Here is a 24,805-nt window from a genome sequence, read left to right on the forward strand (position 1 = left end):
CACAAAGTGGCGCGCACGCCAGCGCACTCGCCGGAGAATGAGAGCAATCTAACGCCGGGATCGGCGTGTCGGGTCAGCTGGAGCGGGCGAGCAGGGTCTCCGCCGCGGCCAGCAGCACGCACGTGGACACCCCGTCCATCGCGGCCCGCAGGTCGTCGGTGTTCGGGAACGTCGGTGCGAGTCGGATGTTCTGATCGTGCGGATCGGTCTTGTACGGGAACGCCGATCCGGCGGCGGTGAGCGCGATACCGGCTTCTTTGGCCAGCTCGATGGTGCGTCGGGCCGCGCCGTCGACGACGTCGAGGCTGATGAAGTAGCCGCCTTCCGGCTCCGACCACGACGCCACCTTCGACTCCGTGAGCCGGTCCTCGAGGATGTCGAGCACGAGCTTGAACTTCGGGGCGAGGATCTCCCGGTGGCGGGCCATGTGCGCCCGCACGCCGTCGGCGTCGCCGAAGAACTTGAGGTGACGCAGCTGATTGACCTTGTCGGGTCCGATGGTCTTCAGCGACAGGTACTTGCTGAACCAGGCCAGATTCTCCGGCGACGACCCGAAGAACGAGACGCCGGCGCCGGCGAAGGTGATCTTCGACGTCGAGCCGAGGACGTACACGCGGTTCGGGTGCCCGGCCTGCGCCGCCATCTCCAGGATCGGCAGCGGCGTCGGCGGGGTCTCCACCAGCGTGTGGACGACGTAGGCGTTGTCCCAGTAGATCCGGAAGTCCGGCGCCGCGGACATCTCGAGCAACCCGCGGGTGACCTCCTCGGAGAAGGTGACGCCGGTCGGGTTCGAGTAGGTGGGCACCGCCCACATGCCCTTGATGCTCGGGTCGGCGGCGACGAGTTCGGCGCACACCCGCACGTCGGGACCGTCGGGCAGCATCGGCACCGGGATCATCTCGATGCCGAAGCTCTCGGTGATCGCGAAGTGGCGGTCATAACCGGGCGACGGGCACAGGAACTTGATCGTCTGACGTCCCCACGGCTCGTCGGAGTCGGCGGTGCCGTGCAACAGCCCGAAGACCGTGAGGTCGTGCATGATCTCGAGGCTCGAGTTGCCAAGCGCGAGCAGGTTGTCGGGGTCGACGGCGAGGAGTTCCCCGAAAATGCCGCGCAACTCGGGCAGTCCGTTGAGTCCGCCGTAGTTGCGGGTGTCGGTGCCCGCGCCGTCTCGGAACTCGTCACCGGGCAACGACAGGAGACCGTTCGAGAGATCGAGCTGCTCGGGGGCCGGCTTGCCGCGGGTGAGGTCGAGCTTGAGACCCAGCGCGCGCAGCGCCTCGTATTGCTTGGTCAGTTCCGTCTGGGTGTTCCGGAGTTGGTCGGCACTCATCGAGTGAAAATTCAACGTTGGCCCTCTCGCGGCTCGACGCCGGTGCGGGTGGCCGACGCCCCTGACCTGAAACTTCGTATCGGGAAAATAGGGGACCCCGCGCACCCGAGAGAGCCCGTTGACCCTTGCTGCCTTCCGGCCCTGGGGGAGTTCACAGGATGCACGCCGCGCGGGATCCGTCGTCCAGTGTAGCGAGGGGTTCCGGCGGCCGGAGCCGGGGTCCTCGAACCGGTCCGCGCGGCTCGATCGCACTCGGCCCGCACGCTAGGGGATACGACGAAGGTCCGCGGTGTCACCCGGAAAGACGGGTGTCACAGCGGACCTTCGGTGGCGGAGGATAGGGGATTCGAACCCCTGAGGGCTGTTAACCCAACCCGCGTTCCAGGCGAGCGCCATAGGCCACTAGGCGAATCCTCCAACGTCGAGATGATAGCCGCCGACGGCGCACTCACCCAAACCGTCCGGCCGTCGAGTGTGACCGCTAGGGTCGACGACATGGCCGATTCCTCCCCTGTCGTTGTCGTCGGAGCCACCGGAGGGCAGGGCGGCGCCGTGCTCGACGCGCTGCTCGAGGCCGGTTTCCCGGTCCGCGCCGTCGTGCGCGACGCGGTGTCGAGCAAGTCGGCACGCCTGGCCGACCGAGGCGTCGAACTCGCCGTCGGCGACATCGTGAGCGGGTCGGGCCTCACCGAGGCGTTCACCGGGTCCGCGGGTGTGTTCGCGCTCACCACCCCGTTCGAATCCGGCGTCGAGGCCGAGATCGGTCAGGGTCGTGCGCTGATCGAAGCCGCCACGTCCGCGTCGATCCCCTACCTCGTGTTCTCCTCGGTGGCCTCGGCCGATCGTCAGACCGGCGTGCCGCATTTCGATTCCAAGTTCGAGGTCGAGCAGATGCTGGCGGCCACCGAGATCCCGCACACGATCGTCGGCCCGGCCTACTTCTTCGACAACCTGCTCGGCGGAGCCGACGCGCTCGCGGCGGGCGTGATGCCGATCGCGATGCCCGCGGACAAGCCGCTGCAACAACTCTCGCGGCGCGACCTCGGCCGACTCGTCGCCACCCTGTTCGCCGCGCCCGACGTCCACGTCGGCCAGCGCATCGACCTCGCGTCCGATCAGCCGACGCCCGAGGAGATGGCGCGCATCATCGGCGACGTTCTCGGCACCACCGTCACGGCGGAGTCCTACGATCCCGAACGTATCGAGTCCGAGGACATGCGGGCGATGTTCACGTTCCTCGGCGACCGCGGGTACGAGGTCGACATCCCGACGCTGCACCGCCGGTTCCCTGATGTGGGCTGGCAGAGTTTCGCGACCTGGGCGGCCGAGGCGCTGCGCCGCTGACCCATACGGAACCCAGGCATCAGCCGTCGGAGCGTCGGTTGCCCTGCTCATCCCAGTGCTCGGCGACCTTCTTGCTCGGCTGTACGCGCGGCGGCTCGCCCGGCATCTTGGGATAGCTGGGCGGATAAGGCATGTCGCCCAGGCCGTTTGCGTCGTCGGCCTGGACCATCTCCAGCAGTTTCTCGACGCCGCGCCGGTGGTCGGCGATGTCGGCCCATGGGTCGCCGCGATCTTCCAGGAGCTTCGGGACGGTCGCGATGGTGCAGTCGTCCGGATCGACGTCGGCGAGTTCATCCCACGTCACCGGCGTCGACACCCGGGCGCGGGCGCTGCGTCGAACGGAGTACGGGGATGCCATCGTGCGGTCGCGGGCGTTCTGGTTGTAGTCGATGAAGATCCGTTCTCCGCGTTCTTCTTTCCACCACGATGTGGTGACCGCGTCCGGGTCGCGGCGTTCGAGCTCGCGGGCGATCGCGATGACGCAGCGTCGGGTCGCGATGAAGTCCCAGAGCGGCTCGATGGGCACGTACACGTGTACTCCCCGACCGCCCGAGGTCTTCACGAAACCGGTGAACCCGAGTTCGTCGAGCAGCGGCTTCAGTCCTTCGAGCGCGACCCGCCGCACATCCTCGAAGGTCGTGCCGGGTTGCGGATCGAGGTCGATGCGAAGCTGATCGGGATGGTCGTTGTCGGGATGCAGGGTCGGCCAGGTGTGGAAGGTGACGGTGCCCAGGTTCGCGCCCCACACGAGATCCGCGGGCACCGTGGGTCGGATCGCATCGCCGGTTCGCTTGGAGGGGAACACGATCGGGGTGGACCGCACATGCTCCGGCCGCTTCTTCGCGATGTGCTTCTGGTAGATCTCCTCGCCCTCGACGCCGTCGGGGAAGCGCTGCAGAAAGGTCGGGCGGTCGCGGGTGGCGCGCATCAGCGGTCCGTCGCCGCTGTCGTCGGCCCTGCCACGCGTGTCGCCGAGTGCTACGGTGCGGTAGTACCCGACGAGATCGCGCTTGCGGCCGCCGTTCTCGCCGAGTTCGGGGAAGTAGATCTTGTCCGGGTTGCTCATCCGGACGGCGACCCCGTCGACGTCGAGTTCCTCCGCGGGCGAACGAGATGCCATGGTCATTCTCCTTCGAGGACGTCGTGGAGATCGTAGGTCAGCGGGACGTCGAGCTGGTCGTAGCCGCAGCTCTCCGGTTCTCGATCGGGCCGCCAGCGAAGGAATTTCACCGTGTGCCGGAAGCGATGGTTTTCCATCTGGTCATAGGCGAACTCCGCGACCAGCTCCGGACGGATCGGGATCCACTCCCCCGATTTCTCCGAACGCCACCGCGTGGGCTCGCCCGGCGACGCCCTCTCCGGGTCCAGCCGCATCGGCTCGAACATCTGCTGCAACTCGATCCGCTTGGCGTCGGAGAAGGCACCCGCCCCACCGACCATCCGCAATTCGCCGTCGTCGCCGTACAGTCCGAGCAGCATCGACCCGATCCCGGTGCCCGACTTGTGGATTCGATACCCGAAGATCACACAGTCCGCGGTCCGTTTGTGTTTGATCTTCAGCATCTCCCGCTTGTTCTCGACGTACACGCCGTCGAGTCGCTTGGCGACGACACCGTCTAGCCCGGCACCTTCGAAGGCGGAGAACCAGTCCTCGGCGACCGCGGGGTCGCTCGTCACCCGGCTGACATGCACGCGACGGTCCCGCCCGCCCGGACCGACGGCCCGCAGCAGCGCTTCCCGGCGCACCTCGAAGGGTTCGCCCATCACGCTCGTCGACTCCAGCGCCAGCGCGTCGAATCCGATGAAGATCGCCGGTGTCTTCTCCGCGAGCATGGTGACGCGCGATTCCGCCGGATGGATGCGCTGCGCGAGCGAATCCCAGTCGAGCCGATGCGTGTCGCCGATCAGCGCCGGCACCCCGATCTCACCGTCGAGGACCACCTTGTCGGGCAGTTCGTCCTTCACCGCCGCGACGATCTCGGGGAAGTACCGGGCCAGGTCCTTGCCGCCTCGCGATCCGATCGTCACCTCGTCGCCGTCGCGGAAGACCAACGCGCGAAAACCATCCCACTTGGGTTCATACGACCACGCCACCGAACCGTCGGGCTGCGGCGGCACGCTGGTCACCGCCTTGGCCAGCATCGGCGCAACAGGCGGCATGACCGGGAGATCCATGAAACTCATCGTTCCTCACTCGTCGACGGGACCGCAACGCCTACACGCCGCCGCATACCCGGCGTGTCGTCGTCCGGGCCGTTACAGGCAGACCGGCCGCGGCGCGGATTCTCATCGCCGACCGGTAATCTCGACGCGGTGTCGACGCAGCGAGCGGGCCGGTACGCGCCCTCCCCCTCCGGGGACCTCCACGTCGGCAATCTGCGGACCGCCGTGCTCGCCTGGCTCTTCGCGCGGACCACCGGCCGGCAATTCCTGATCCGGATGGAGGATCTCGACCGAGCCGTCGAGGGCGCGGATTCCCGGCAGTTGTCCGATCTCGCGGCCCTGGGCCTCGACTGGGACCCGCCCGTCGTCCACCAGACCGACCGGCTCGAGGCATACCGTGCCGTCCTCGACGACCTGCGCGACGCCGGCCGCACCTTCGAGTGTTTCTGCACCCGCCGAGAGATCCTCGACGCGCCGTCCGCACCCCATGCGCCGCAGGGCGCCTACCCGGGCACGTGCCGCGACCTCACCGCCGCCGAACGCGACGAACGCCGTGCCACCCGGCCACCCGCGATCCGGCTGCGGGCCGACGTCCGGGAGTACGGCGTCGATGACCTGCTGCACGGTCCCTACATGGGCGCGGTCGACGACTTCGTGCTGCTGCGCAACGACGGCACCCCGGCCTACAACCTGGCCGTCGTCGTCGACGATGCCGCGCAGGGCGTCGACCAGGTCGTCCGCGGGGACGATCTGTTGTCGTCGGCGCCCCGGCAGGCCTACCTGGCGGCGCTGCTCGGGAAGGCCCCACCGACGTACGCGCACGTCCCGATGGTGCTCAACGCCAACGGAATCCGGCTCAGCAAGCGGGACGGGGCGGTGACCCTGGCCGACCTCGCCGCCGCAGGGGTGGCGACGTCGACCGTGTTGTCTCGCATCGCCCATTCACTGGGGCTCGGCGGCCGGGACGAGCCCGTGCGCGCAGAGCAACTGGCGAACCGGTTCGACCCCGCCGCGCTGCCGGCCGAACCGTGGTTCCTGACGGCCGACGAGTGGACCTAGCGGCCCACGTCCCCAGAACGCATAATCCCTGCTCCCTGAGGTGCGAGGAGCGCAAGCGACGAGCCACGAAGGGTAAGCGACGCGCGCTCGTCAACCCTCCTACGCCGTGGTCGCCAGCAACCGCTGGAGCACGTCGTTGATGGTGATGAGTCCGACCGCGCGGCCCCCATCGGTGACGAGCGCGAGGTGGGCGCGCTGTTCCCGCATGGCGGTGAGCGTCTCGTACACCGGCTGCGCCGACTCGACGCTCAGGACCGGGCGCATGAGATCGGCCGCCGTGGTGCCGGGCGACGCGGTCAGGCTGTCGCGCACGTGCACGACACCGCGGACCGGCGCCCCGGACGCATCGTCGCGCACCAGCAGCCGCAGGTGGCCCGAGGTCCGGCCGGCCGTCTGGATCTCATCGGCGTCCGCGGCCGGACCGACCACGGCCAGATGGTCGTTGGGGGTCACGACGTCGCCGACGGTCAACGACTCCAGTTCCAGGGCACTCGTCAGGTGGGCGTGGTACCGCTCGTCGAGTGTGCCCACGGTGGCCGAGTGCTCCACCAGGTGTCGGAGGGCGTCGCTGTCCTGCCCGGTCGCGACCTGGTCCACCGGTTCGACGCCGACACGCTTGAGGCACCAGTTGGCGAGGTGGTTGAGCTGGACGATGAACGGACGGGTCACCCACATGAAGGCGCGCATCGGGATCGCGAGCATGATCGCCGACTTCTCGGGGTGGGCGATGGCCCACGACTTCGGCGCCATCTCACCGACGACGAGGTGCAGGAACGTCACGATGACGAGGGCGAGGACGAAGCCGATCACGTCGGCCGACCAGTACGGCAGACCCCACCCGGCGAACAGCGGCGTGAGCCAGTGGTGCACAGCGGGTTTCGTGACCGAACCCAGTGCGAGCGTGCACACCGTGATGCCGAGCTGCGACCCGGCGAGCAGCACCGACAGTTCTGATGCGCTGCGCAGAGCTGCGCGGGCGCTGCCGCTGGTCGCAGCCGCGTCTTCGAGCCGGTGCCGACGCGCGGCGATGAGGGCGAACTCGACCGCGACGAAGAAGGCGCTGGACGCGATCAGGCCCACGGTGACGGCCGCGACGACCCACGGGTTATCCATTGTCGCTCTCCTCACCGTTCTCGGCCGGGTTCTTCTTCTCGCCCCGGTTCCTGTCGTCCGGGCTCTTCTCGCCCGGGTTGTTGTCGTTGTGTGCCACGCTCATCGACAGCAGAGCGGGGACGCGCTTGTCGACTTCCAGCACCGTGGCCCGCACGGTGCGGGGTGGCGCCTCGTCGTCTTCGAGCAGGGTCGACGGATCGGGATCGATCTCGATCGTCACCGTGTCCCCGACCTCCGGGAGTCCGACGAATTCGGCGATCACCAGTCCGGCCATCGTCTCGTAGTCGCCTTCGGGGAGGTCCCAGCCGACGGTCCGGGAGACCTCGTCGACGTGTGCGTCACCCCGCACGCGCCATCCCTCGGGGCTCTCCTCGATCGCGACGGTCGCCTCGGAGTCGTGTTCGTCGTCGATCTCCCCGACCAGTTCCTCGGCGATGTCCTCGGCGGTCACGACCCCGGCGAAACCGCCGTATTCGTCGATGACCACCGCCATCTCGTCATGCGCGTCCGCGAGGGTCTCCAACACCTCGGGCAGCGGGAGCGTCGAGGGCACCACCACCGCGGGACGACACAGGTCGACCGCGGTGGCCGACGAATCAGCCTGCGGCGGTTGCTTTTTCAGCGCGTAGCTCCACTCCAGGAGGTCCTGGAGGTGGATTACCCCGCGTACCTCGTCGTCACCGCCGGCCAGCACGGGGTACCGCGTGTGGCCGGTGCTCATCAGTGTCAGCACCTCACCCGCCGCCAGATCGGCGTCGACATGATCGGTGTTCGGTCGCGGGATCATCGCGTGTTCTGCGGTGCGCGTGGGGAATTCGAGCACACGGTCGAGCAGGACGGACAGCTCGTCGGGCAGGTCACCCGCGTCGCGGGACTCGGCGACGATGTGCTCGAGGTCGCGCACCGACGCCGAATGCTCGACGTCGTGCACGGGCTCGATGCGCAGCGCTCGCAGCAGCAGGTTCGACGACTTGTCGAACAATGCGATGAGCCAACCGAATACGGCCAGGTAGATCGTCGTCGAACGGGCGAGCCACCGTGCGACCGGCTCGGGCCGGGCGATGGCGAGGTTCTTGGGGAACAGCTCACCGAAGACCATCTGCACGACGGTGGAGAAGATGATCGCGATGATCGTGCCGATCGCGACACCCACGCCCACCGGGATACCCACGCCGCCGAGCAGCTCGCCGACGCCGGAACCGATCAGGGGTTCGGCCACGTAGCCGACGAGAAGGCCGGTGACAGTGATGCCCAGCTGGGCGCCGGAAAGCATGAAGGACGTGCGGCGGGTGACCGCGAGCGCGCGTTTCGCGGCGGCGTCACCGGTTTCGGCACGGGCTTTGAGGCGGGACCGGTCGACCGCCATGTAGCCGAATTCCTGGGCCACGAAGTAACCGGTGAGGGCGGTGATCAGGAAGACCACCAGGATTCCGAGTCCGATTCCGAGGAGGGTCAGCATGAGACCGTCCCGGTGTCGGGGCCGGGCGGAACACCCGGGTCATTCAATTCACAACAGGGGGCCGACTGGTGTCGTCGGCGTTTTCGGCGCTTTCCGCGTCTCATCGTCTCTCTCGCTGGTGCTCGGGTGTTTCATACCGGGTGCCGGGAGCAAAGGCATGTGCGTAAATGTCCGGTATGTGGTCCCAACGTACCGAATGCGCTCCGAGTTCCGCGACATGCCCGGCAATCCTTCTCCGCGGAGTGCGGACCGACGCATTCGGCCGATGAGCGACCCGTCGATACGCGACGAGGTCGCCGCAGCCGCTCGACGGCTGGCGGCCGAAGGTCTGCTGATCGGCACCTCCGGCAACGTGTCGGCGCGTGCGGGCGATCACGTCGCGATCACCGGAACCGGGGTCGTGCTCGCGAACTGTGCCGCGACCGACGTGACGGTGGTGTCCCTTGCCGGCGACGTCGTCGACGGGCCGATCGCGCCGTCGTCCGAGCTGGACCTGCACCTCCGCGTCTACGAGGAAACCGGCACACAGGCGATCGTCCACACCCACGCACCCTTCGGGACCGCGGTCGCCTGCGTCAGCGGACTGACCTCGTTACCGGTGCTGCACTACCAACAACTCGGCCTCGGCGGTGCCATCCCGGTCGCGCCGTACGCCACGTTCGGGAGCCCGGAGCTCGCCGGGATCGTCGCCGACGCGCTGGTCGACACCCAGGTCGCGCTGATGGCGAACCACGGTTCGGTGGCACGCGGCTCCAGCCTGGCCCACGCGGTGGAGAACGCCCTGCTGCTGGAGTGGCTCGCGACCCTCTATCACCGGACCAGCAGCATGGGCCGGCCTCGCGAACTCACCGAGGACCAACAGCAGTCCACTGTCGCCCAGGCGATCCGGCTGGACTACGGGACACCCAAGGAGAACCGGACGTGACACCCTCACCGCTGCTCGAACCGCCGACGATCGCAACCGTGGGCGTCCATGTGCTGGACATCCACGTCGTCGGGATCGAGTCCATCCCGGCGGGGTCCGACGGCGCGCTCGTCCAGTCCATCGGTTTCTCCGCCGCCGGCACCGCGGGCGGAACCGCGCTCGTCCTCAGTCGGCTGGGCGCCACGGTCCGGACCCACGGAGCGATCGGCGACGACTCGATCGGGCGTTCGCTGACCGCACTGCTGGACGCCGAAGGCGTCGACACCGGCGGCCTGGTTGCGAAGCCCGGGATCCAGTCGTCGTCATCGGTCATACCCGTCCGACCCAACGGGGACCGTCCCGCATGGCACTGCATCGGGGCGAATGCGCAGTTCACGCTCGACGACCTGGGTGCAGACGTGCTGACCGGGCTCGACCACCTGCACCTCGGCGGCCCGGAGTTCCTCGGCGGCGCGGTCGCCGCAGAGCTCCTCGGCCGGGCGCGCGACAGCGGGATCACGACGTCGGCCGATCTGCTGTCGGGTGGCGACCCCGGCCTTCTCGAGTGGATCGCCGACGCACTTCCCCACCTCGACTACCTGCTGCCCAACGACGAGCAGACCCGGGGACTGACCGGAACCGACGACCTGACCGACGGCGCACGGGCGCTCCTGGACCGCGGTGTCGGTTGCGTGGCGCTCACCCGCGGCGCCGATGGCGCGCTGGTCGTGACCGGCGACGATGTGGTCACGGTGCCGGCGTTCGAGGTGGACGTCGTCGACACCACCGGTTGCGGCGACTCGTTCTCCGCCGGGTTCTTGACCGGCCGGCTGCGCGGGCTCGGTCTCGCCGACTCCGCCGAACTCGGTTGCGCGGTGGCCGCGCACGTCGCCCAGGGCATCGGGACCGCGGCGAACTCGTACGATCTCGCCGCGATCGAGTCCTTCCGGCAGTCCCGCGCCGCGGGCTGAGCGCGCCTCCTCTCGGTTTGGTGAACTCCCCCTCGGGTAGGCGATCACCATGACAGACAACAAGGAAATCAACGGCTCCACCGTCGTCATCGCCGGCGCGTCGAGCGGATTCGGACGCGGAGCCGCGGTGCGACTCGGAGAACTGGGCGCGAACGTGGTGGTCGCGGCGCGTCGAACCGCGGTGCTCGACGAGGTCGTCGCAGAGATCACCGGCAAGGGCGGATCGGCGCTGGCGGTGCCCACCGATGTCAGCGATCCGCGTGCCGTCGCCCATCTCGCGTCCGCCGCGCTCGAACGGTTCGGGTCGATCGACGTGTGGGTGAACAACGTCGGCGTCGGCGCGGTCGGGTACTTCTGGGACATCCCGATCGAGGACCACGCTCGCCTCGTCGACGTGAACCTGAAGGGCCTGATCTACGGCGCGCATGCGGCGCTGCGCGTCTTCCGGTCGCAGGGTCGCGGCACACTCGTCAACGTGGGCTCGGTCGACAGCGAGGTACCCATCGCACTCCAGAACACCTACGCCGCAACGAAAGCGGCGGTTCGGAGCCTCGGACACTCGATCAGCGAGGAGCTGCGCATGGCCGGCGACGACGCCATCAAGGTCGGCACCATCATGCCGTGGGCCGTGGACACCCCGTGGTGGGTCCACGCCGCCAACTACACCGGACACGAACCGCGGATGTCCGCGATGGACGATCCGCAAATCGTGGTCGACGCGATCGTGGCAGCCTGCACCGACCCGAAGCTGGAGCAGCCGGTCGGCTACAAGGCCAAGGCCGCCAACGCTTCTCATCACCTCATGCCCGGGATCACCGAGCGGTTCTCGGCGGCGACGGCGAAGTCCGAGACCGAGAAGGGGACGCCGGTCGAGCCGCACGCGGGTGCGATCCACGACCCCAACCCGAACAGCACCGGGGTCGCCGGCGATATCCGCGAACGGATGGTTGCCGAGGACTCCCGCTGACACCCGTCCGCCGTCGCTCGTTGTGGTGCGCCGCCCTCTGCTGGTCGAGCACCGCCGCGGTGTCCCGCTGGTCGAGCAGCTCGACCGAGCGAAGCGAGGACGCAACGCCCGTCGAGGCCACCGAGGCGACGCGTCACTCTTGTCGGTGCGGCGTGATTCGATTGCCAGACCACCCCGAGAAATCCAGTGTCATCTCGCAGGACATCGGTGACAGTTCTGCATCAGGACTTCGGTGACAGTGTGGGTGGTCGTGGTGGTGACAGTTCTTGGTCTGACGGCACTCAGGGGGGCCACAGCTTGACTTTCGAGTCGGGTCGAAGGTTTACCGTTGCGGGGTGGGCACCTATCGCATCTCCGAGTTGGCTGAACGCACTGGTGTGCCGGCGTCGACGTTGCGGTATTACGAGGACGCTGGCCTGCTGACGCCGGAGCGCACCCCTTCGGGCTACCGCGTATACGACGACTCGGCGGTCGACCGGCTGGGGTTCATCGCCTCGGCCAAAGCCATGGGGATGAGTCTCGACGAGATTCGGGATCTGCTGAGGACCTGGCAGACCGGCGCGTGCGCGGAGGTGCGTACGCAGCTGTCTCCAATGGTCGATCAACGTCTCGCCGAGACCGAACAGCGGATGGCTGAGCTTACTGCGTTTGTGCACCGGCTCCAGACGGTCCGATCCGGCCTCGCTGGGCCCGCGCCGGAGGGCGCATGCGGACCGGGTTGTGGCTGCGCGATCGCTGACGAGCCGGCTGCCGCCGCCCCGCCGGGAACACACGATCTTGGCCTGATCGCTGTCAGCGGTTCGGCGTCGGCGGTAATCGCGTGCTCTCTGGGTCCCGACGAGTTGGGCGACCGGGCCCGCCAGTGGCACGATCTGCTCGACACGGCCACCCAACGACAAGTCGCTGATGCTGACGCCCTCACCGTGGGGGTGCGATACACGTTTCCCGGCGGTCCGGAAGTAGTGTCTGCGCTAGCCGAACTGGTTGCCCTGGAACAGCAATGCTGCCCGTTCTACACCTTTACTCTGCACACGGCGGCCTCGGAGACGAGCCTTGAGGTTCGAGCCCCCCGCGACGCGCAGCCGCTGCTCGAGGACCTGTTCGGGGCGATCCCGACGTCACTTGGTTGACCGTCCGCTGACATGCCCATGCCCGCGACCACCGCATGCTGCCCGATCTGTAAGGAGCCCCCTCGATCGTGACCCGCCCCCACGGACTGGTCGAACGGATGGAACACTTCCAGGTCCCGATCTACCTGGCCGCCATGGTGCTCGGCGGGATCGTCGGGTTCACCGCTCCCAGCAGCGGCAGCGTTCTCGAGCACGCCATCAACCCGGTCCTCGCTGCGCTGTTGTACGTGACGTTCCTCCAGGTGCCGGCCGCAGACCTCGTGCGGTCCCTGCGCGATGGCCGGTTCCTCGGCGCAGCGCTGGTGGTCAACTTTGTGGTGGTGCCGATCGTCGTTGCCGCCATGTTCGGGTTCCTACCCGCCGATCAAGCAGTGCGCGTCGGCGTCTTGCTCGTGTTGCTGACCCCGTGTGTGGACTATGTCATCGTGTTCTCCGGGATCGCCGGCGGCAACAGTGAACGCCTGCTGGCCTCGACTCCGCTGCTGTTGATCCTGCAAATGGTGTTGCTGCCAGTGTTTCTCGTTCTCTTCATGGGTTCGGACCTCGCTGACATCGTCGAACTCGGACCATTCCTGCACGCCTTCCTCATCCTGATCGTCATCCCCCTCACACTCGCCTGGCTCACCCAAGCCTGGGCCGCCCGCGCGGCCGCCGGCCGCGCACTAGCCAGCGGCGCGGGCACGCTGATGGTGCCGCTGATGGTCGCCGTACTCGCCATCGTGGTCGCCTCACAGATCCCGAAACTCGACGACAACCTGACCGATGTCGCCGCGGTGATCCCGTTCTACGTCGCGTTCCTGGCCGTCATGGCGTTCGCCGGGAAGTACCTCGCCCATGCGTTTCGACTCGACGTCTCCGCCAGCCGCGCCATCGTCTTCTCCGGCGCCACCCGCAACTCCCTCGTTGTCCTGCCTCTCGCGCTGGCCCTACCCGCCGGCTACGAACTCGCCGCCGCCGTCGTCGTCACCCAAACCCTCATCGAGGTCCTCGGCATGGTCATCTACATCCGCGCAGTGCCCACCCTGGTGCCCGACAACCGCTGACCGATACCCGTCATGCGGTGGCGGTAGAGCCTTTTGCAGCGTCACTGATGTGCGCTATGACCGTCGCTCGCCGTGCCGCAGCAGTCACACCCGTCAGGCTCGCCGGCGCGCTGGCCGATGCCCGGGGTGCAGCAGGCGTCGCCCTTCCAGGCGTTGATGCCCTCGCGGACTGCGATCGCAGCAATAACGAGGGCGGCGATTGGGTCGGCCCACGACCATCCGAGCAGGCTGTTGAGAAGCAAGCCGATCAACAGCACCGCCGAGAGGTACGTGCATAGCAACGTCTGTTTGGAGTCGGCCACCGCGCTCAACGAGCCGAGCTCACGGCCGGCGCGACGTTCTGCCCACGACAGCAGCGGCATGATCAGCAAACTGATTGCCGCCAGGGCGATCCCGATCGAGGAGTGGCGCGCCTCGTCACCAAGACCAAACAGGGACCGTAGCGAGTCAACGCTGACATAGGCCGCCAGGGCGAAGAACGAGAACGCGATGATCCGCAACGCGACCTTCTCACGCCGTTCCGGATCCGAACCGGCGAACTGCCAGGCAACCGCAGCGGCCGAGGACACCTCGATGACCGAGTCCAGGCCGAAGCCGATCAGAGCCCCTGAGGACACACGCGCACCCTCGCTGATCGCGATGACGGCCTCGATGACGTTGTAGGTGATGGTCGCGGTGACGAACCAACGGATGCGGCGCTGCAACAACTCCCGACGCGCGACGTCGAGGGCGGGTCGACCCACCGACGGTAAGCCCAGCTCGGCGGCCATCAGCAGCACCCCTGCTCGTTGGAGGTCGGACAACAGGCCGGGTCGACCGCGAGGACCAATCCGAGGAGGTCATCCAAGGCGTGGGCGATCCGGCCATCGGTCAGCTCGTACCGAGTGCGGCGACCCTCGGGCACCGCGACAACAAGACCACACCCCCGCAGGCACGCAAGATGGTTCGACAACACCTGCCGCGACACCCCGATAGCCTCGGCCAGATCCGCCGGATACGCACCGCTGCCCCGCAGTCGCAACAGCACCTGCGTGCGCGTCGAGTCCGACAACGCGTAACCAAACCTCGTCAGCGCATCGCGCTGACTCACAGCAACAGTCTCCACGAAGCCAACGATACACGCATTCCTGTATTCAGATATGCCTGTACAACGCTTGGGTTGTGCCTGTTAACGAACCCATCGACCCTGTCGTGCGGCTGGCGATCTCGCAGTGGCCTGATGATGCGCCCCGCGGAGCGGTCTCGACCTTTTGTACTGAACACGGGATCTCCCGGAAGTCGTTCTACGAGTTACGTAAACGAGCCAGAGAAGAGGGACCATCGGCGGTCCTGGAACCCCGTACCCGCCGCCCGAAATCGAGCCCATCAGCACTGAGCGACGAGGTCAAAGCGCAGGCGGTAGCAGTGCGCGCCGCGCTGGAAGCATCCGGCCTGGACCATGGGCCGATCAGCGTGCACGACAAGATGCAGTCGATGGGCCTCGAGCTGGTCCCCTCGACGGCCTCACTGGCCCGGATCTTCCGCGAAGCCGGTGTCGCTCGCCGTGAGCCGAAGAAGAAGCCGCGCTCGACCTGGCGGCGGTTCGTCTACCCCGCGCCGAATGCGTGCTGGCAACTCGATGGCACCGAGTACGTCCTCACCGGTGGCCGCAGATGCGTCATCCTGCAGCTCATCGACGATCACTCACGCTACGCCGTGGGCTCGCACGTGGCCGCCGGAGAAACCGCTGAGGCCGCAATCGCCGTGTTCGACAAAGCAGTCGCAGCCCACGGAGTGCCCCAACGGCTGCTCACCGACAACGACCTCGCGCTCAACCCCTCGCGCCGCGGCCGCCTCGGTCAACTCGTCGCACACGTCCGCGCGCTCGGCGTGGAGACGATCACCGGCAAGCCGTACAAGCCCACCACCCAGGGAAAGAACGAGCGATTCCACCAAACACTGTTCCGGTATCTAGACAAGCAACCGTTGGCCGATACCCTGGCCGAGCTGCAAGCCCACGTCGACGCGTTCGACCACATCTACAACACCCAACGACCTCATCAAGGCCTGCCGGGGAGAGTCACACCGCTGACCGCCTGGCAAGCCACACCGAAAGCCGATGCGCCGCACCCGATAGCCGGTGGGCCGCTGTTCGATCGGCCCACGCCGCGCCCGCGGCCTGCGCCCCGGCCGCCCACCGATCTGCCCGACGGTGCCCTGGTCCGAACTGTCACTACCTCCGGCACCATCAGCGTGGACTCAGTCACCTACATGATCGACGTGGACCACGCCCTCGACAAGGTCCTCGTCACTACCGACGACAACACGATCGTGATCGCAAACACCGACGGCGAAGTCCTCGTCGAACACCCCCGACCCGCCCCCGGAACAAGCTACGTCGGCAACCGGAAATCCCGAGGCCCACGCCCCACCAAGACCAAACCGTCACCGAAGTCCTGACACATCAATAGTCACCAATGTCCTGATGCAGAACCTTCACCGATGTCCAGATACATCACATCTGAGAAAGTTAAGAATCAACACTTGACTCGAACTCCTGTTCGAGTAGGCTGGTGTCATGTCATCGGGGGCGGGGGCCGGATTCACAGCGGTGGACCCATCACAGGAGTCGGTCGAGCCGCGCTTTCGTCCCGACCATGAACTCTCCGCTTCTGAACTCATCGAGGTCTTGAATCACTGCGCCGGCCTGGCGGCGGCGTCCGCGCATCGAATGATGGTCGTTGCCAGCCTCATTCACGATGAACGCGAAATGGATTACGCCCAGCGGCGCGCCGAGACGCACAGCGGCGAACTCGACTCCATCGAAGCCTTCGAGCACCTGTCCGCGCGAGTGGCCGCCGGCGAGAACCCCTACGAGCAGTTCGGGCCCAACGGTCTCGAGCAGGCCATCGCCGAAGTCGGTGCCACCCTCACCGTGACACCGGCCGAGGCGAAAGACCTCATCGAGGCCGGCGACGCACTGCGCTACCGACTCTCCTTCACCGGACACGCACTCGCGTGCGGGCGAATCGACAAGCGCCGATTCCTCATCGCTCTCAAGCGCACCGATCTCATCACCGACGACGAAGAGATGCAGACCGTCGATGCCCATCTGGCCGAAGCGATCTTCGCCCGCGCACCGATGTCGACGGCCCGGTTCACCGCCATGGTCGATTCCATCGTCGCCAAGTGGGCGCCCGACGCGATCCGCCGACGCAAGGAACGCGTCAAGGGTGACCGCAAGGTGACCATCACCCCCGATCGCTTCACACCCGGGCAGTCCCGGATCTCCGGCACGCTGCCCCATGCTGATGCCGCCGAGTTCGACGCCCGCCTGACGGCGATGGCCACCGCGGTCCACGCCGGCGACCCTCGAAAGTTGGCCAACCGCAGGGTCGATGCTATGAAAGCGCTCGCGCGGGGCGAAGCTTCTATCGCGTGCGAATGCGACGACTGCCGACCTGCCGCAATGGACAGTGAAGCCGACACCACCGGGGACGTCGACGCAGCGACAGTGGACACCGCCGACCACACGACTGAGGCACCCGCGCGCCACTTCGGGAGCGATGACACCGACACCCCGGACTGCGACACGGTTGTCGCCGACCCTCCGGGTCCGGACGCGTCGCCGTCGTCATCGCCGGCTCCTCGCGCGACCTTTCACATCGTGGTGAACCTGTCGACCCTGTTCGGTCTCGACGACGACCCCGCATTCCTCGACCGCCACGGCATCATCGACGCCGACACCGCCCGAACACTCCTCGCCGAAGCCCGCCGCACCTACATCCATCCCGCACCCGACGCACCCGACGGTTCACCGCCTCCCGACGCGGACAGTTCGACAACGCGATACACCCCCTCGAAGAAGCTGCAGGCGCTGGTGCGCGCCGGCGAACTGTGCTGCACCTTCCCCGGCTGCAACGCCCCGGTCTGGCAGATCGATCTCGACCACACCGAACCCTTCGACCACGCCGACCCGCGTCGCGGTGGCCCGACCGATGCGCGCAACCTCAAACCGCTGTGCCGGTTCCATCACCGCATCAAGACCTTCACCAGCTGGCAGGACCACCAAGACGAACTCCAGACCGCCTGGTTCACCACACCCACCGGGCACATGTTCGTCGGCAACGCCTTCAGCGGACGCGACCTGTTCAACAAGCTCTTCCCCAGACGGTCACCCGATCACCCCGCCCGAGACAGACTCAACACCCAGCGCGACAACGACTTCCGACGCCACCAACGCGCCGAGAAGCGCTGGAACGACGCCAACCCGCCACCGTTCTGAGCAATGGTCACGCCTACCGGGGACCTCCGTAGTAACGCCGGAGGAACTCGTCGCGGTACTCGGTGTATGTGCCGTTCTCGATGGCCTGGCGGGCCCGGTCGACGAGCGTGACGATGAAGGACACGTTGTGCAGCGTCGCCAGCGTGGGGCCGAGGCCTTCCTTCGCCTTGAACAGATGATGCAGGTAGGCCCGGCTGTACTGCGAGGTGTAGTTCTCGACCTCGGGGTCGAGCGGCCGGAAGTCACTGCGATACTTGGCATTCGTGACGTTGTACCGGCCGTCGAGTGAGTAGATCGCACCGTTGCGGGCGACCCGGGTCGGCGATACGCAGTCGAAGGTGTCGACGCCGTTCTCGATGGCGGTGAAGATGTCGTCGGGTTCACTGATCCCCAAGAGGTGTTTCGGGGAGTCCTCCGGGAGTTCGTCGTTGACCCAGCCGACGATGGTGCCGAGGTTGTCCTTCTCGAGTGCTCCGCCGATGCCGTAGCCGCCGAAGCCCTTTCCGCCGGCCGCGCGGTCCGCCTCGCTCAAGGCGACGAGGTCGCGAGCGGCCTTGCGCCGCAGATCCTCGTACTGGGCGCCCTGGATGACACCCCAGAGCGACTGCTGCGGCCGGTGTGCGCGTTCGACGCTCAGCCGATTGTGTTCGGCGAGACAGCGAATCGCCCACAACCGGGTGCGCTCGAGCGAATTCACCTGGTACTCGCGAGTGTTCATCAGGGTGGTCAGCTCGTCGAAGGCAAAGATGATGTCGGCGCCCAGCTGGTGTTGGATCTGCATCGACACCTCCGGCGTGAAGCGATGCGCCGAACCGTCGAGGTGCGACTTGAAGGTCACCCCGTCGTCGTCGACCCGCGAGAGCCGTTCTTTGCCGTTGGCGGTGAGGTCGTCGTCGGGCGTGCCGGTGGCCTCCATCGAGATGACCTTCTTGAACCCCGCGCCCAGCGACATCACCTGGAAGCCGCCGCTGTCGGTGTACGTGGGCCCCCGCCAGTTCATGAACGCGCCGAGCCCGCCGGCCGCGTCGATGATCTCCGGCCCCGGCTGCAGATACAGGTGGTAGGCGTTGGCGAGCACGGCCTGGGCGCCGAGGGCGGAGACCGATTCCGGGAGGACCGTCTTCACGGTCGCCTTGGTACCGACGGGGATGAACGCGGGGGTGTGGATCTGACCATGCGGTGTGGTGATCGTCCCCGTGCGCCCACGGGTGCCGGCGAGGGTGGTGCCGACGGCGTAGGTGGGGTCGGCGACTTCGGTTCCGGTACTGCTCACGTCCAGCATCTTCGCAGGTCGGGCGCGCCCATCCCAAACCGCCGACCGACACCGGCCACCGGTGCGGTCGACGAGACCGCATTCGCTACCGTGGTGAACCATGTCGCGCAGATCTCGTCCCACCGGTCCCTCCACGAGCCGCTCTCGCCGACCGATCAGGGTCGCGGCGGCGACCCTCGGACTCGCGGCGGCGATGTCGATGCTCGTGGCCTGCGGCGCGGAACAGGACGTGACCACCGCGTCGTCGACCTCTCAGGCCGTTGCCGCGGAGTCGGGATCACCGTCCGCCGAACAACCCGCCACCTCGCCGCCGGTGGTCCCCGGTCGCAAGCCGGTGTCGACGACGACGTCGAGTGCGACCGCGTCCGACGATTCAGACACCACTTGCGGCACCATCCCGGGCCCCGACGGCGCGTTGCGAGTCATGATCCTCGCCGGCGACGTGTCCTGTGATTCGGCGCGGACCATCGCCACCCAGTACGGACCGAAGATCACCACCGGCCAGCAGCAGTCGGTGGCCGGTTGGACCTGCGCACCGTCTCAGCTCGAAGGCGTCCTCGCGGCCTGCCAGAAGGGCACCGCGGTCATCGGTTTCGCGCCGTAGTTCTTCTATGGGGCCCAGATGTTCGACAGCCCCATCGTCCCAATGGCGCATCATCGGCCACACCTCCTGGCGAGCGAGTTCTGTCGCGGTGGTGTCATCGAGCAACGTGTCGAAGGTGATGTGCGCGAGGATGTCCCGGGTGGCCACCACGTACTCGGGACTCATGTAGTTCGGGATACCTTCGCCGAAGTCGATGTTGCCGGGCGCCATTCCTTGCCCTCGGACCGGGTTCACAGGCATCGCCGATCGGTCGAACATCAGCTCGAGTGCCTGATACGCCTTGTCGATGTCGGTGGAGATGGTCGGGTCGGCTTCACGGAGGCTGCTGACGAAGTCGGCGATGTCCCGGGCCGAACCCATCATGTTGATTTCGCGCAGTTCATCGTCGCTGAGCCTGGTGTACGACCGAATGAGTCCCATGAGTACCCCCCTACCGACCAGTGAGCAGTGCCTCTACACGGCGAGCAGCCCGCACAGCGGTCCCTCACCGCAGCGCGGCCACGACCTGGTCGGCCATCGCCTTCTGGCCGCGCGCGTTGGCGTGCATCGCGGGGAAGCTGACCGCACCGAGCGTCGGCTCGACCCATCGCCGTTCGCCCGCGCAGGCGTCGTGGCCCGCGGAGACCTTGGTCATGTCGACGAAGGTCACGCGGGTGGCTGCGGCGGCGCGGCGCATGGCGTCGTTGAGGGCTTTGAAGACACGATGCAGGTACGCGGTGTCCCCGGGCGTCGTGAGCAACGACGCCGAGCAGAGCGCCGAACCCGTGGCCGGGAAGATCTGCGGATATCCGACGAGGACGACGCGTGCGCGCGGCGCTTCGCGGCCGACGAGGCGCAGGGCGTTCACGAGGTCGGGGTAGGTCGAGGATTTGATCTTGTCGACCAACGAGGTACCGAACTCGTCGCGACATGGGGTCGCCGACAGCGGCGCGGCCATCCACGCCCGCTGGCAGGCCGAGGTCGAGTTGCTGAACAGTCCGTTGTTGTTCGCGCCGATCGTGAGGGTGATCAAGCGGGTGGCCGGTCCGATCGCGCTGATCTGGGGTCCTTGCCACCGATACTGCGACTTGGTCAGGTCTTCGGTCGTCGCGCCCGCGCAACTGACATCGACGACCTCGGTCCCGCGTCGTTTGGCAACGAGGCTGGAGTAGTTGATCGCCGAGTTCGAGCAGAAGGTCGCCGCGCTCGTCGCCTGGGGGAACACCGATGCGCCTGCGCTGTAGCTGTCACCGAGATTCACGTATGCGTATCCGTCCGCTGCCTGGGCCCCGCCGGCCGTGACGAGTCCGACGAGGAGAGCGACTACGGTGGCCGCCGCGGTCAACAGGGCTCGGATGCCGAGGCCTCGGCGGGGGCTGCGGCCATACGGCACGGACATGCGGTGACTCCAGATCGTGGTACGCGTGTTACTGATGTTGCAGGTGATATCAACACTATCGGGCTGACGGCCCGAGCTCGGTGCACCCGTACCCTAGTTTCCAATCTGATACACATGTCAAGTTTCTATGACGCCGACGGCATGAGCCGTCCACCGATCGCTCCGCTCGCTTGACCCTCACGCGACGTCAGGCAGCAGGGTTGTCGATGTGAGCGAGGAAAAGCACACTTCGAAGGTGGACACCCGGGAGCTGACCGTCGGTGTCGTCGCCGGCATGGTCGGCGTCAGCATCCGCACGCTGCATCACTACGACCAGATCGGCCTGGTGGTGCCATCCGGTCGGACACCAGCCGGGTACCGCGTCTACGACGACACCGACGTCGAACGTCTCCACCAGGTACTCACCTACCGTGAGCTGGGCTTTTCCCTTGAGCAGATAGCGACCCTGCTCGACGATCCGGACGTGGACCCCATGGGTCACCTCGAGACGCAGCGCGAGCTGCTGACCGAACGGATCGATCGCCTGCTCCGGATGGTCGCCTCACTGGAGGAGATGATGAACGCAAAGAAGGAAGGCATCGCCCTGTCGGCGGCCGAGCAGGCCGAGATCTTCGGCGACCGATGGCCAGGCGAGGAGTACGCCGCCGAGGCCGAGGAACGCTGGGGGAACACCGACGCGTGGAAGCAGAGCCAGAAGCGGACCGGGCAGTTCTCCAAGGAGGACTGGCAGCTCATCAAGGAGGAGACCGACGACCTGGAACGGCGGCTCGCGGACGCGATGCGTCGCGGGGTGACTCCTGGCACCGCCGAGGCGAACTCGCTCGCCGAAGAGCACCGCGCACAGATCGGGCGTTTCTACGACTGTGATCACCACATGCAGGTCTGCCTCGCCGACATGTACGTCGCGGATCCGCGGTTCACCGCACACTACGACGAGCAGGCCCCCGGCCTGGCCGTCTACCTGCGGGAGGTGATCCACGCAAACGCGGGACGAGGGTGAAAGATCGCCACCCGCCGGTCGTCCGGGTCGGATAGGTTCGGTGTCCATGACCACCGACCCGGGCGTCCACAACAAGAGCGGTGGCGCCCGCGCCACCACCAACATCGGCGATGCGATGAACCTGCGCACCGTCTTCAACCGCGACGGCGAGGCCACCGACCTCCCCAAGTTCGCGCTGGGCGACTCGATGTTGTTGCCCGACACGGCTTATCAGATCGTCCACGACGAGGCGATGCTCGACGGGAACGCCCGCCTGAACCTCGCGACCTTCGTGTCGACGTGGATGGACGACGAGGCGAAGAAGTTGTACTCGGAGACCTTCGACAAGAACATGATCGACAAGGACGAGTACCCGCAGACGGCCGCGATCGAGGACCGGTGCTGGCGCATCCTCGCCGACCTGTGGCACAACCCGGACGTCGACAACGCGATCGGTACCTCGACGATCGGCTCGTCGGAGGCCTGCATGCTCGGTGGGCTCGCGCTCAAACGGCACTGGCAGACCCGGCGCCGCGCCGAGGGCAAGTCGACCGAGAATCCCAACATCGTGCTGTCGACGGCGGTCCAGGTGTGCTGGGAGAAGTTCTGCAACTACTTCGAGGTCGAGCCCAAATGGGTACCGATCAGCCCCGACCACCTCGTCCTCGACGGTCACGAGCTCGAGAAGTACGTGGACGAGAACACGATCGGGGTCGTCGCCATCATGGGACAGACCTACACCGGGATGTACGAGCCGGTGACCGCGATCGCGGCCAAGCTCGACGAGATCCAGGCCGACACCGGGCTCGACGTCAAGATCCACATCGACGGCGCGTCGGGTGCGATGATCGCCCCCTTCTGTCAGCCGGACCTCGAATGGGACTTCCGTGTCGACCGTGTCGTCTCGATCAACACCTCGGGCCACAAGTACGGACTGGTCTATCCAGGTGTCGGCTGGATCGTGTGGCGCGACACCGACGCACTGCCCGAGAGCATGGTGTTCCACTGCTCCTACCTCGGCGGCGACATGCCGACCCTGGCACTCAACTTCTCCCGCCCCGGCGCACAGGTCCTGCTGCAGTACTACGTGTTCCTGCGGCTCGGCCGCGCCGGCTTCACCCAGGTCCAGCAGGGTTCTCTCGATGTGGCGCAATGGCTTTCCGGACAGATCGCCCAGATCGACGGCCTCGAATTGGTCAGCAAGGGCGACACGATCCCGGTCTTCGCCTGGAAACTGAAGGCCGGGCACAGCGAGAACTGGAACCTCTACGACCTGTCCGACCGCCTGCGCATGAAGGGCTGGCTGGTTCCCGCATACCCGATGGCCGACGACCTCGCCGACCTGACCGTGCAGCGAATCGTCGTGCGCGCCGGGCTGAGTCACGACCTCGCCCGTGCACTCATCGCCGACATCCGGACCGAGGTCGACTTCCTCAATCGCCTGGAGAGCCCGATGCCACGCGAGGGCGACGGGTCACACTTCCACCACTGAGTCAGTCCAGCAGCGCCTGCGCCACGCGCTCGAGCGCGGCGACCCGACTCCCCTTGACCAGCACTGCGGTCCCGTCGTCGAGGTCGCCGAGTTCGGCCGACACGCCGTCGACGTCGGAAACGTGCCGGGCGGTGTCACCGTAGTCGGCCTCGGCGACCGCGATGACCTCGATGCCCAGGTCCCTGGCCTCCAGTGCGATCGCACGGTGCTGGTCCGGCGAGTCGGCGCCGAGTTCGGCCATGGTGCCGAGGACCGCCACCCGACGCGACGCGGGGAGGGTCGCCAGCGACCGCAGCGCAGCCGACATCGACGTCGGGTTGGCGTTGTAGGCATCGTTGAGGACCGTGACGCCTCGCGACGAGGTGGCGAGTTCCATTCGTAGACCGGACAATTCGGCGGCGAGGAACCCGTCCGCCATCGACTCGACCGGCACCCCGAGCCCGCCGGCGGCGGCCGCCGCCGCCAGCGCGTTGGGGACCTGGTGCTCACCGCGGGCGCCCAGTCGGACCTCCGTCGAACCCCACGGTGTGTGCAGCCGGAACGACGCGCGCAACTCGTCGTCCAGGACGATGTCGGACGCGTACACATCGGCGTCCGGCGAGAGCCCGTAGCGCAGGACACGTGCCGAGGTGCGATCCGCCATCGCCGCGACGTACCGATGGTCGGCATTGAGCACCGCGATCCCGTCGGCCGGGAGCGATTCCACCAGTTCGCCTTTCGCGCGCGCGACGGACTCGATGTCACCGAACAGCTCCAGGTGCACGCCCTCGACGCGGGTGATCACGCCGACCGTCGGTTTCGCGATGGAACACAGCAGGTCGATGTGCCCGATGCCGCGGGCGCCCATCTCGAGGACCACCGCCTCCACGTCGTCGGCGGCCGCGGCGAGGGTGATCGGGAGCCCGAGCTCGTTGTTGAACGACTTCTCGCTCGCCGCGGTGCGGTAGGTGGTGCGCAGCACGCCCGCGAGCAGATCCTTGGTCGAGGTCTTGCCCACCGAGCCGGTGATGCCCACCACGCGATCGGGGACCCGGGCGCGGACCCCTCGACCGAGGTCGGCGAGGGCGAGCGCGGTGTCGGCGACGCGGATGGCGGTCCCGCCGACCGGGTCGACCCTCGAGGTGAGGTAGGCGGTGGCCCCGGCGTCGAGCGCCGACTTGATGAAATCGTGGCCGTCGCGCTCGGCGACGATCGGCACGAACAGCTGGCCCGGCCGAACACTCCGCGAGTCGATGCTCGCCCCGTCGATCTGCACGTCGGGGCCCAGCAGCTCCCCGCCCACGGCCTCCGCGACCTCGCTCGCTCTGAAATGCACGGTCTCACGCTAGC

General features: G+C 67.3%; 22 protein-coding genes, 1 tRNA gene, 1 other RNA gene and 1 pseudogene. 12 read left to right on the plus strand and 13 right to left on the minus strand.

What is annotated here, in order from left to right; translation table 11 throughout:
* Nucleotides 1-73: 73 nt before the first annotated feature.
* The 3 genes from Q9R39_RS11705 to Q9R39_RS11715 form a co-directional block, all read right to left on the minus strand.
* Nucleotides 74-1,348: an aminotransferase class I/II-fold pyridoxal phosphate-dependent enzyme gene (locus Q9R39_RS11705; protein WP_058251038.1), complete on the minus strand. Its 1,275-nt coding sequence runs from the start codon at nt 1,346-1,348 to the stop codon at nt 74-76.
* 71 nt (nt 1,349-1,419) lie between these two features.
* An RNA gene (ffs, locus tag Q9R39_RS11710) (signal recognition particle sRNA small type) lies at nt 1,420-1,514 on the minus strand.
* A 147-nt stretch (nt 1,515-1,661) separates the two neighbouring features.
* A tRNA-Ser gene (locus Q9R39_RS11715) sits at nt 1,662-1,750 on the minus strand.
* Between the two features lie 78 nt (nt 1,751-1,828).
* Here Q9R39_RS11715 and Q9R39_RS11720 point away from each other — a divergent pair.
* Nucleotides 1,829-2,677 (plus strand): NmrA/HSCARG family protein, encoded by an 849-nt coding sequence (locus tag Q9R39_RS11720; protein WP_311277531.1) that lies wholly within the window; start codon nt 1,829-1,831, stop codon nt 2,675-2,677.
* A gap of 19 nt (nt 2,678-2,696) precedes the next feature.
* On the opposite strand, the gene Q9R39_RS11725 is transcribed toward Q9R39_RS11720, so the two are convergent.
* Together Q9R39_RS11725 and Q9R39_RS11730 are read right to left on the minus strand one after the other, a co-directional pair.
* Nucleotides 2,697-3,797 carry a DNA polymerase domain-containing protein gene (locus Q9R39_RS11725; RefSeq protein ID WP_159369896.1) on the minus strand — a complete coding sequence of 367 codons (1,101 nt, stop codon included), beginning with the start codon at nt 3,795-3,797 and terminating at the stop codon, nt 2,697-2,699.
* A gap of 2 nt (nt 3,798-3,799) precedes the next feature.
* Nucleotides 3,800-4,852 (minus strand): ATP-dependent DNA ligase, encoded by a 1,053-nt coding sequence (locus Q9R39_RS11730; RefSeq protein ID WP_311277571.1) that lies wholly within the window; start codon nt 4,850-4,852, stop codon nt 3,800-3,802.
* Nucleotides 4,853-4,990: 138 nt separating this feature from the next.
* Here Q9R39_RS11730 and gluQRS point away from each other — a divergent pair, with 138 nt between their 5' ends.
* On the plus strand, nt 4,991-5,899 hold the full coding sequence (gluQRS, locus tag Q9R39_RS11735) for a tRNA glutamyl-Q(34) synthetase GluQRS (RefSeq protein WP_058251035.1): 909 nt from the start codon (nt 4,991-4,993) through the stop codon (nt 5,897-5,899).
* Between the two features lie 99 nt (nt 5,900-5,998).
* Here gluQRS and Q9R39_RS11740 read toward each other — a convergent pair whose 3' ends face one another.
* The gene (locus Q9R39_RS11740) at nt 5,999-7,012 is read right to left on the minus strand and encodes a hemolysin family protein (protein WP_311277532.1); all 1,014 of its coding nucleotides are present in this window, start codon (nt 7,010-7,012) and stop codon (nt 5,999-6,001) included.
* A complete protein-coding gene (locus Q9R39_RS11745; protein WP_137808681.1) occupies nt 7,005-8,471 on the minus strand; it encodes a hemolysin family protein in 1,467 nt (488 codons plus the stop codon). The genes Q9R39_RS11740 and Q9R39_RS11745 overlap by 8 nt, the downstream gene beginning before the upstream one ends.
* 265 nt (nt 8,472-8,736) lie before the next feature.
* On the opposite strand from Q9R39_RS11745, the gene Q9R39_RS11750 reads away from it, so the two are divergent.
* From Q9R39_RS11750 to Q9R39_RS11770, 5 genes are all read left to right on the plus strand, one after another.
* Complete coding sequence (locus tag Q9R39_RS11750) at nt 8,737-9,396, plus strand: class II aldolase/adducin family protein (RefSeq protein WP_068972267.1); 660 nt, start codon at nt 8,737-8,739, stop codon at nt 9,394-9,396.
* The gene (locus tag Q9R39_RS11755) at nt 9,393-10,346 is read left to right on the plus strand and encodes a carbohydrate kinase family protein (RefSeq protein ID WP_311277533.1); all 954 of its coding nucleotides are present in this window, start codon (nt 9,393-9,395) and stop codon (nt 10,344-10,346) included. The genes Q9R39_RS11750 and Q9R39_RS11755 overlap by 4 nt, the downstream gene beginning before the upstream one ends.
* A gap of 49 nt (nt 10,347-10,395) precedes the next feature.
* On the plus strand, nt 10,396-11,313 hold the full coding sequence (locus Q9R39_RS11760; protein WP_311277534.1) for an SDR family NAD(P)-dependent oxidoreductase: 918 nt from the start codon (nt 10,396-10,398) through the stop codon (nt 11,311-11,313).
* Between the two features lie 335 nt (nt 11,314-11,648).
* Nucleotides 11,649-12,443 carry a heavy metal-responsive transcriptional regulator gene (locus Q9R39_RS11765; RefSeq protein WP_311277535.1) on the plus strand — a complete coding sequence of 265 codons (795 nt, stop codon included), beginning with the start codon at nt 11,649-11,651 and terminating at the stop codon, nt 12,441-12,443.
* Between the two features lie 98 nt (nt 12,444-12,541).
* A complete protein-coding gene (locus Q9R39_RS11770) occupies nt 12,542-13,486 on the plus strand; it encodes a bile acid:sodium symporter (RefSeq protein ID WP_311277572.1) in 945 nt (314 codons plus the stop codon).
* A 41-nt stretch (nt 13,487-13,527) separates the two neighbouring features.
* Here Q9R39_RS11770 and Q9R39_RS11775 read toward each other — a convergent pair whose 3' ends face one another.
* Both Q9R39_RS11775 and Q9R39_RS11780 read right to left on the minus strand, forming a co-directional pair.
* Nucleotides 13,528-14,256, minus strand: a complete 729-nt coding sequence (locus Q9R39_RS11775; RefSeq protein WP_311277536.1) for a cation transporter — start codon at nt 14,254-14,256, stop codon at nt 13,528-13,530.
* Nucleotides 14,256-14,591 (minus strand): winged helix-turn-helix domain-containing protein, encoded by a 336-nt coding sequence (locus Q9R39_RS11780; protein ID WP_311277537.1) that lies wholly within the window; start codon nt 14,589-14,591, stop codon nt 14,256-14,258. The genes Q9R39_RS11775 and Q9R39_RS11780 overlap by 1 nt, the downstream gene beginning before the upstream one ends.
* A 98-nt stretch (nt 14,592-14,689) precedes the next feature.
* On the opposite strand from Q9R39_RS11780, the gene Q9R39_RS11785 reads away from it, so the two are divergent.
* Nucleotides 14,690-15,925: an integrase core domain-containing protein gene (locus tag Q9R39_RS11785; RefSeq protein WP_396275666.1), complete on the plus strand. Its 1,236-nt coding sequence runs from the start codon at nt 14,690-14,692 to the stop codon at nt 15,923-15,925.
* Between the two features lie 118 nt (nt 15,926-16,043).
* Nucleotides 16,044-17,750 (plus strand): DUF222 domain-containing protein, encoded by a 1,707-nt coding sequence (locus tag Q9R39_RS11790; RefSeq protein WP_396275663.1) that lies wholly within the window; start codon nt 16,044-16,046, stop codon nt 17,748-17,750.
* Nucleotides 17,751-17,763: 13 nt separating this feature from the next.
* On the opposite strand, the gene tgt is transcribed toward Q9R39_RS11790, so the two are convergent.
* A complete protein-coding gene (gene tgt / locus Q9R39_RS11795; protein WP_058251139.1) occupies nt 17,764-19,032 on the minus strand; it encodes a tRNA guanosine(34) transglycosylase Tgt in 1,269 nt (422 codons plus the stop codon).
* A 91-nt stretch (nt 19,033-19,123) separates the two neighbouring features.
* Here tgt and Q9R39_RS11800 point away from each other — a divergent pair, with 91 nt between their 5' ends.
* The gene (locus tag Q9R39_RS11800) at nt 19,124-19,627 is read left to right on the plus strand and encodes a hypothetical protein (RefSeq protein WP_078111813.1); all 504 of its coding nucleotides are present in this window, start codon (nt 19,124-19,126) and stop codon (nt 19,625-19,627) included.
* Nucleotides 19,628-19,654: 27 nt separating this feature from the next.
* Here the strand turns inward: Q9R39_RS11800 and Q9R39_RS24745 are convergent.
* Nucleotides 19,655-20,047 (minus strand): annotated as a pseudogene (locus Q9R39_RS24745) (DUF1877 family protein); the annotation flags it as partial.
* A 64-nt stretch (nt 20,048-20,111) separates the two neighbouring features.
* Nucleotides 20,112-21,005: an SGNH/GDSL hydrolase family protein gene (locus tag Q9R39_RS11805; protein WP_078111815.1), complete on the minus strand. Its 894-nt coding sequence runs from the start codon at nt 21,003-21,005 to the stop codon at nt 20,112-20,114.
* Nucleotides 21,006-21,240: 235 nt separating this feature from the next.
* On the opposite strand from Q9R39_RS11805, the gene Q9R39_RS11810 reads away from it, so the two are divergent.
* Both Q9R39_RS11810 and Q9R39_RS11815 read left to right on the plus strand, forming a co-directional pair.
* Nucleotides 21,241-22,005, plus strand: a complete 765-nt coding sequence (locus Q9R39_RS11810; RefSeq protein WP_078111816.1) for a MerR family transcriptional regulator — start codon at nt 21,241-21,243, stop codon at nt 22,003-22,005.
* A gap of 46 nt (nt 22,006-22,051) precedes the next feature.
* A complete protein-coding gene (locus Q9R39_RS11815) occupies nt 22,052-23,476 on the plus strand; it encodes a glutamate decarboxylase (protein WP_078111817.1) in 1,425 nt (474 codons plus the stop codon).
* 1 nt (nt 23,477) lies between these two features.
* On the opposite strand, the gene murF is transcribed toward Q9R39_RS11815, so the two are convergent.
* On the minus strand, nt 23,478-24,791 hold the full coding sequence (murF, locus tag Q9R39_RS11820) for a UDP-N-acetylmuramoyl-tripeptide--D-alanyl-D-alanine ligase (protein ID WP_176455866.1): 1,314 nt from the start codon (nt 24,789-24,791) through the stop codon (nt 23,478-23,480).
* Between the last annotated feature and the right edge of the window lie 14 nt (nt 24,792-24,805).

Source organism: Gordonia sp. AC31 (assembly GCF_031844505.1).
Lineage (GTDB): Bacteria > Actinomycetota > Actinomycetes > Mycobacteriales > Mycobacteriaceae > Gordonia > Gordonia hongkongensis.

Excerpts from the sequence above, each read along its gene's own strand:
- tgt (WP_058251139.1), bottom strand. The coding sequence starts at position 19,032 with ATGCTGGACGTGAGCAGTACCGGAACCGAAGTCGCCGACCCCACCTAC.
- Q9R39_RS11770 (WP_311277572.1), top strand. The coding sequence starts at position 12,542 with ATGGAACACTTCCAGGTCCCGATCTACCTGGCCGCCATGGTGCTCGGC.
- Q9R39_RS11805 (WP_078111815.1), bottom strand. The coding sequence starts at position 21,005 with ATGTCCGTGCCGTATGGCCGCAGCCCCCGCCGAGGCCTCGGCATCCGA.
- Q9R39_RS11815 (WP_078111817.1), top strand. The coding sequence starts at position 22,052 with ATGACCACCGACCCGGGCGTCCACAACAAGAGCGGTGGCGCCCGCGCC.
- Q9R39_RS11725 (WP_159369896.1), bottom strand. The coding sequence starts at position 3,797 with ATGGCATCTCGTTCGCCCGCGGAGGAACTCGACGTCGACGGGGTCGCC.
- Q9R39_RS11760 (WP_311277534.1), top strand. The coding sequence starts at position 10,396 with ATGACAGACAACAAGGAAATCAACGGCTCCACCGTCGTCATCGCCGGC.
- Q9R39_RS11740 (WP_311277532.1), bottom strand. The coding sequence starts at position 7,012 with ATGGATAACCCGTGGGTCGTCGCGGCCGTCACCGTGGGCCTGATCGCG.
- Q9R39_RS11730 (WP_311277571.1), bottom strand. The coding sequence starts at position 4,852 with ATGGATCTCCCGGTCATGCCGCCTGTTGCGCCGATGCTGGCCAAGGCG.
- Q9R39_RS11775 (WP_311277536.1), bottom strand. The coding sequence starts at position 14,256 with ATGGCCGCCGAGCTGGGCTTACCGTCGGTGGGTCGACCCGCCCTCGAC.
- Q9R39_RS11750 (WP_068972267.1), top strand. The coding sequence starts at position 8,737 with ATGAGCGACCCGTCGATACGCGACGAGGTCGCCGCAGCCGCTCGACGG.
- Q9R39_RS11800 (WP_078111813.1), top strand. The coding sequence starts at position 19,124 with ATGTCGCGCAGATCTCGTCCCACCGGTCCCTCCACGAGCCGCTCTCGC.
- Q9R39_RS11790 (WP_396275663.1), top strand. The coding sequence starts at position 16,044 with ATGTCATCGGGGGCGGGGGCCGGATTCACAGCGGTGGACCCATCACAG.
- Q9R39_RS11720 (WP_311277531.1), top strand. The coding sequence starts at position 1,829 with ATGGCCGATTCCTCCCCTGTCGTTGTCGTCGGAGCCACCGGAGGGCAG.
- Q9R39_RS11745 (WP_137808681.1), bottom strand. The coding sequence starts at position 8,471 with ATGCTGACCCTCCTCGGAATCGGACTCGGAATCCTGGTGGTCTTCCTG.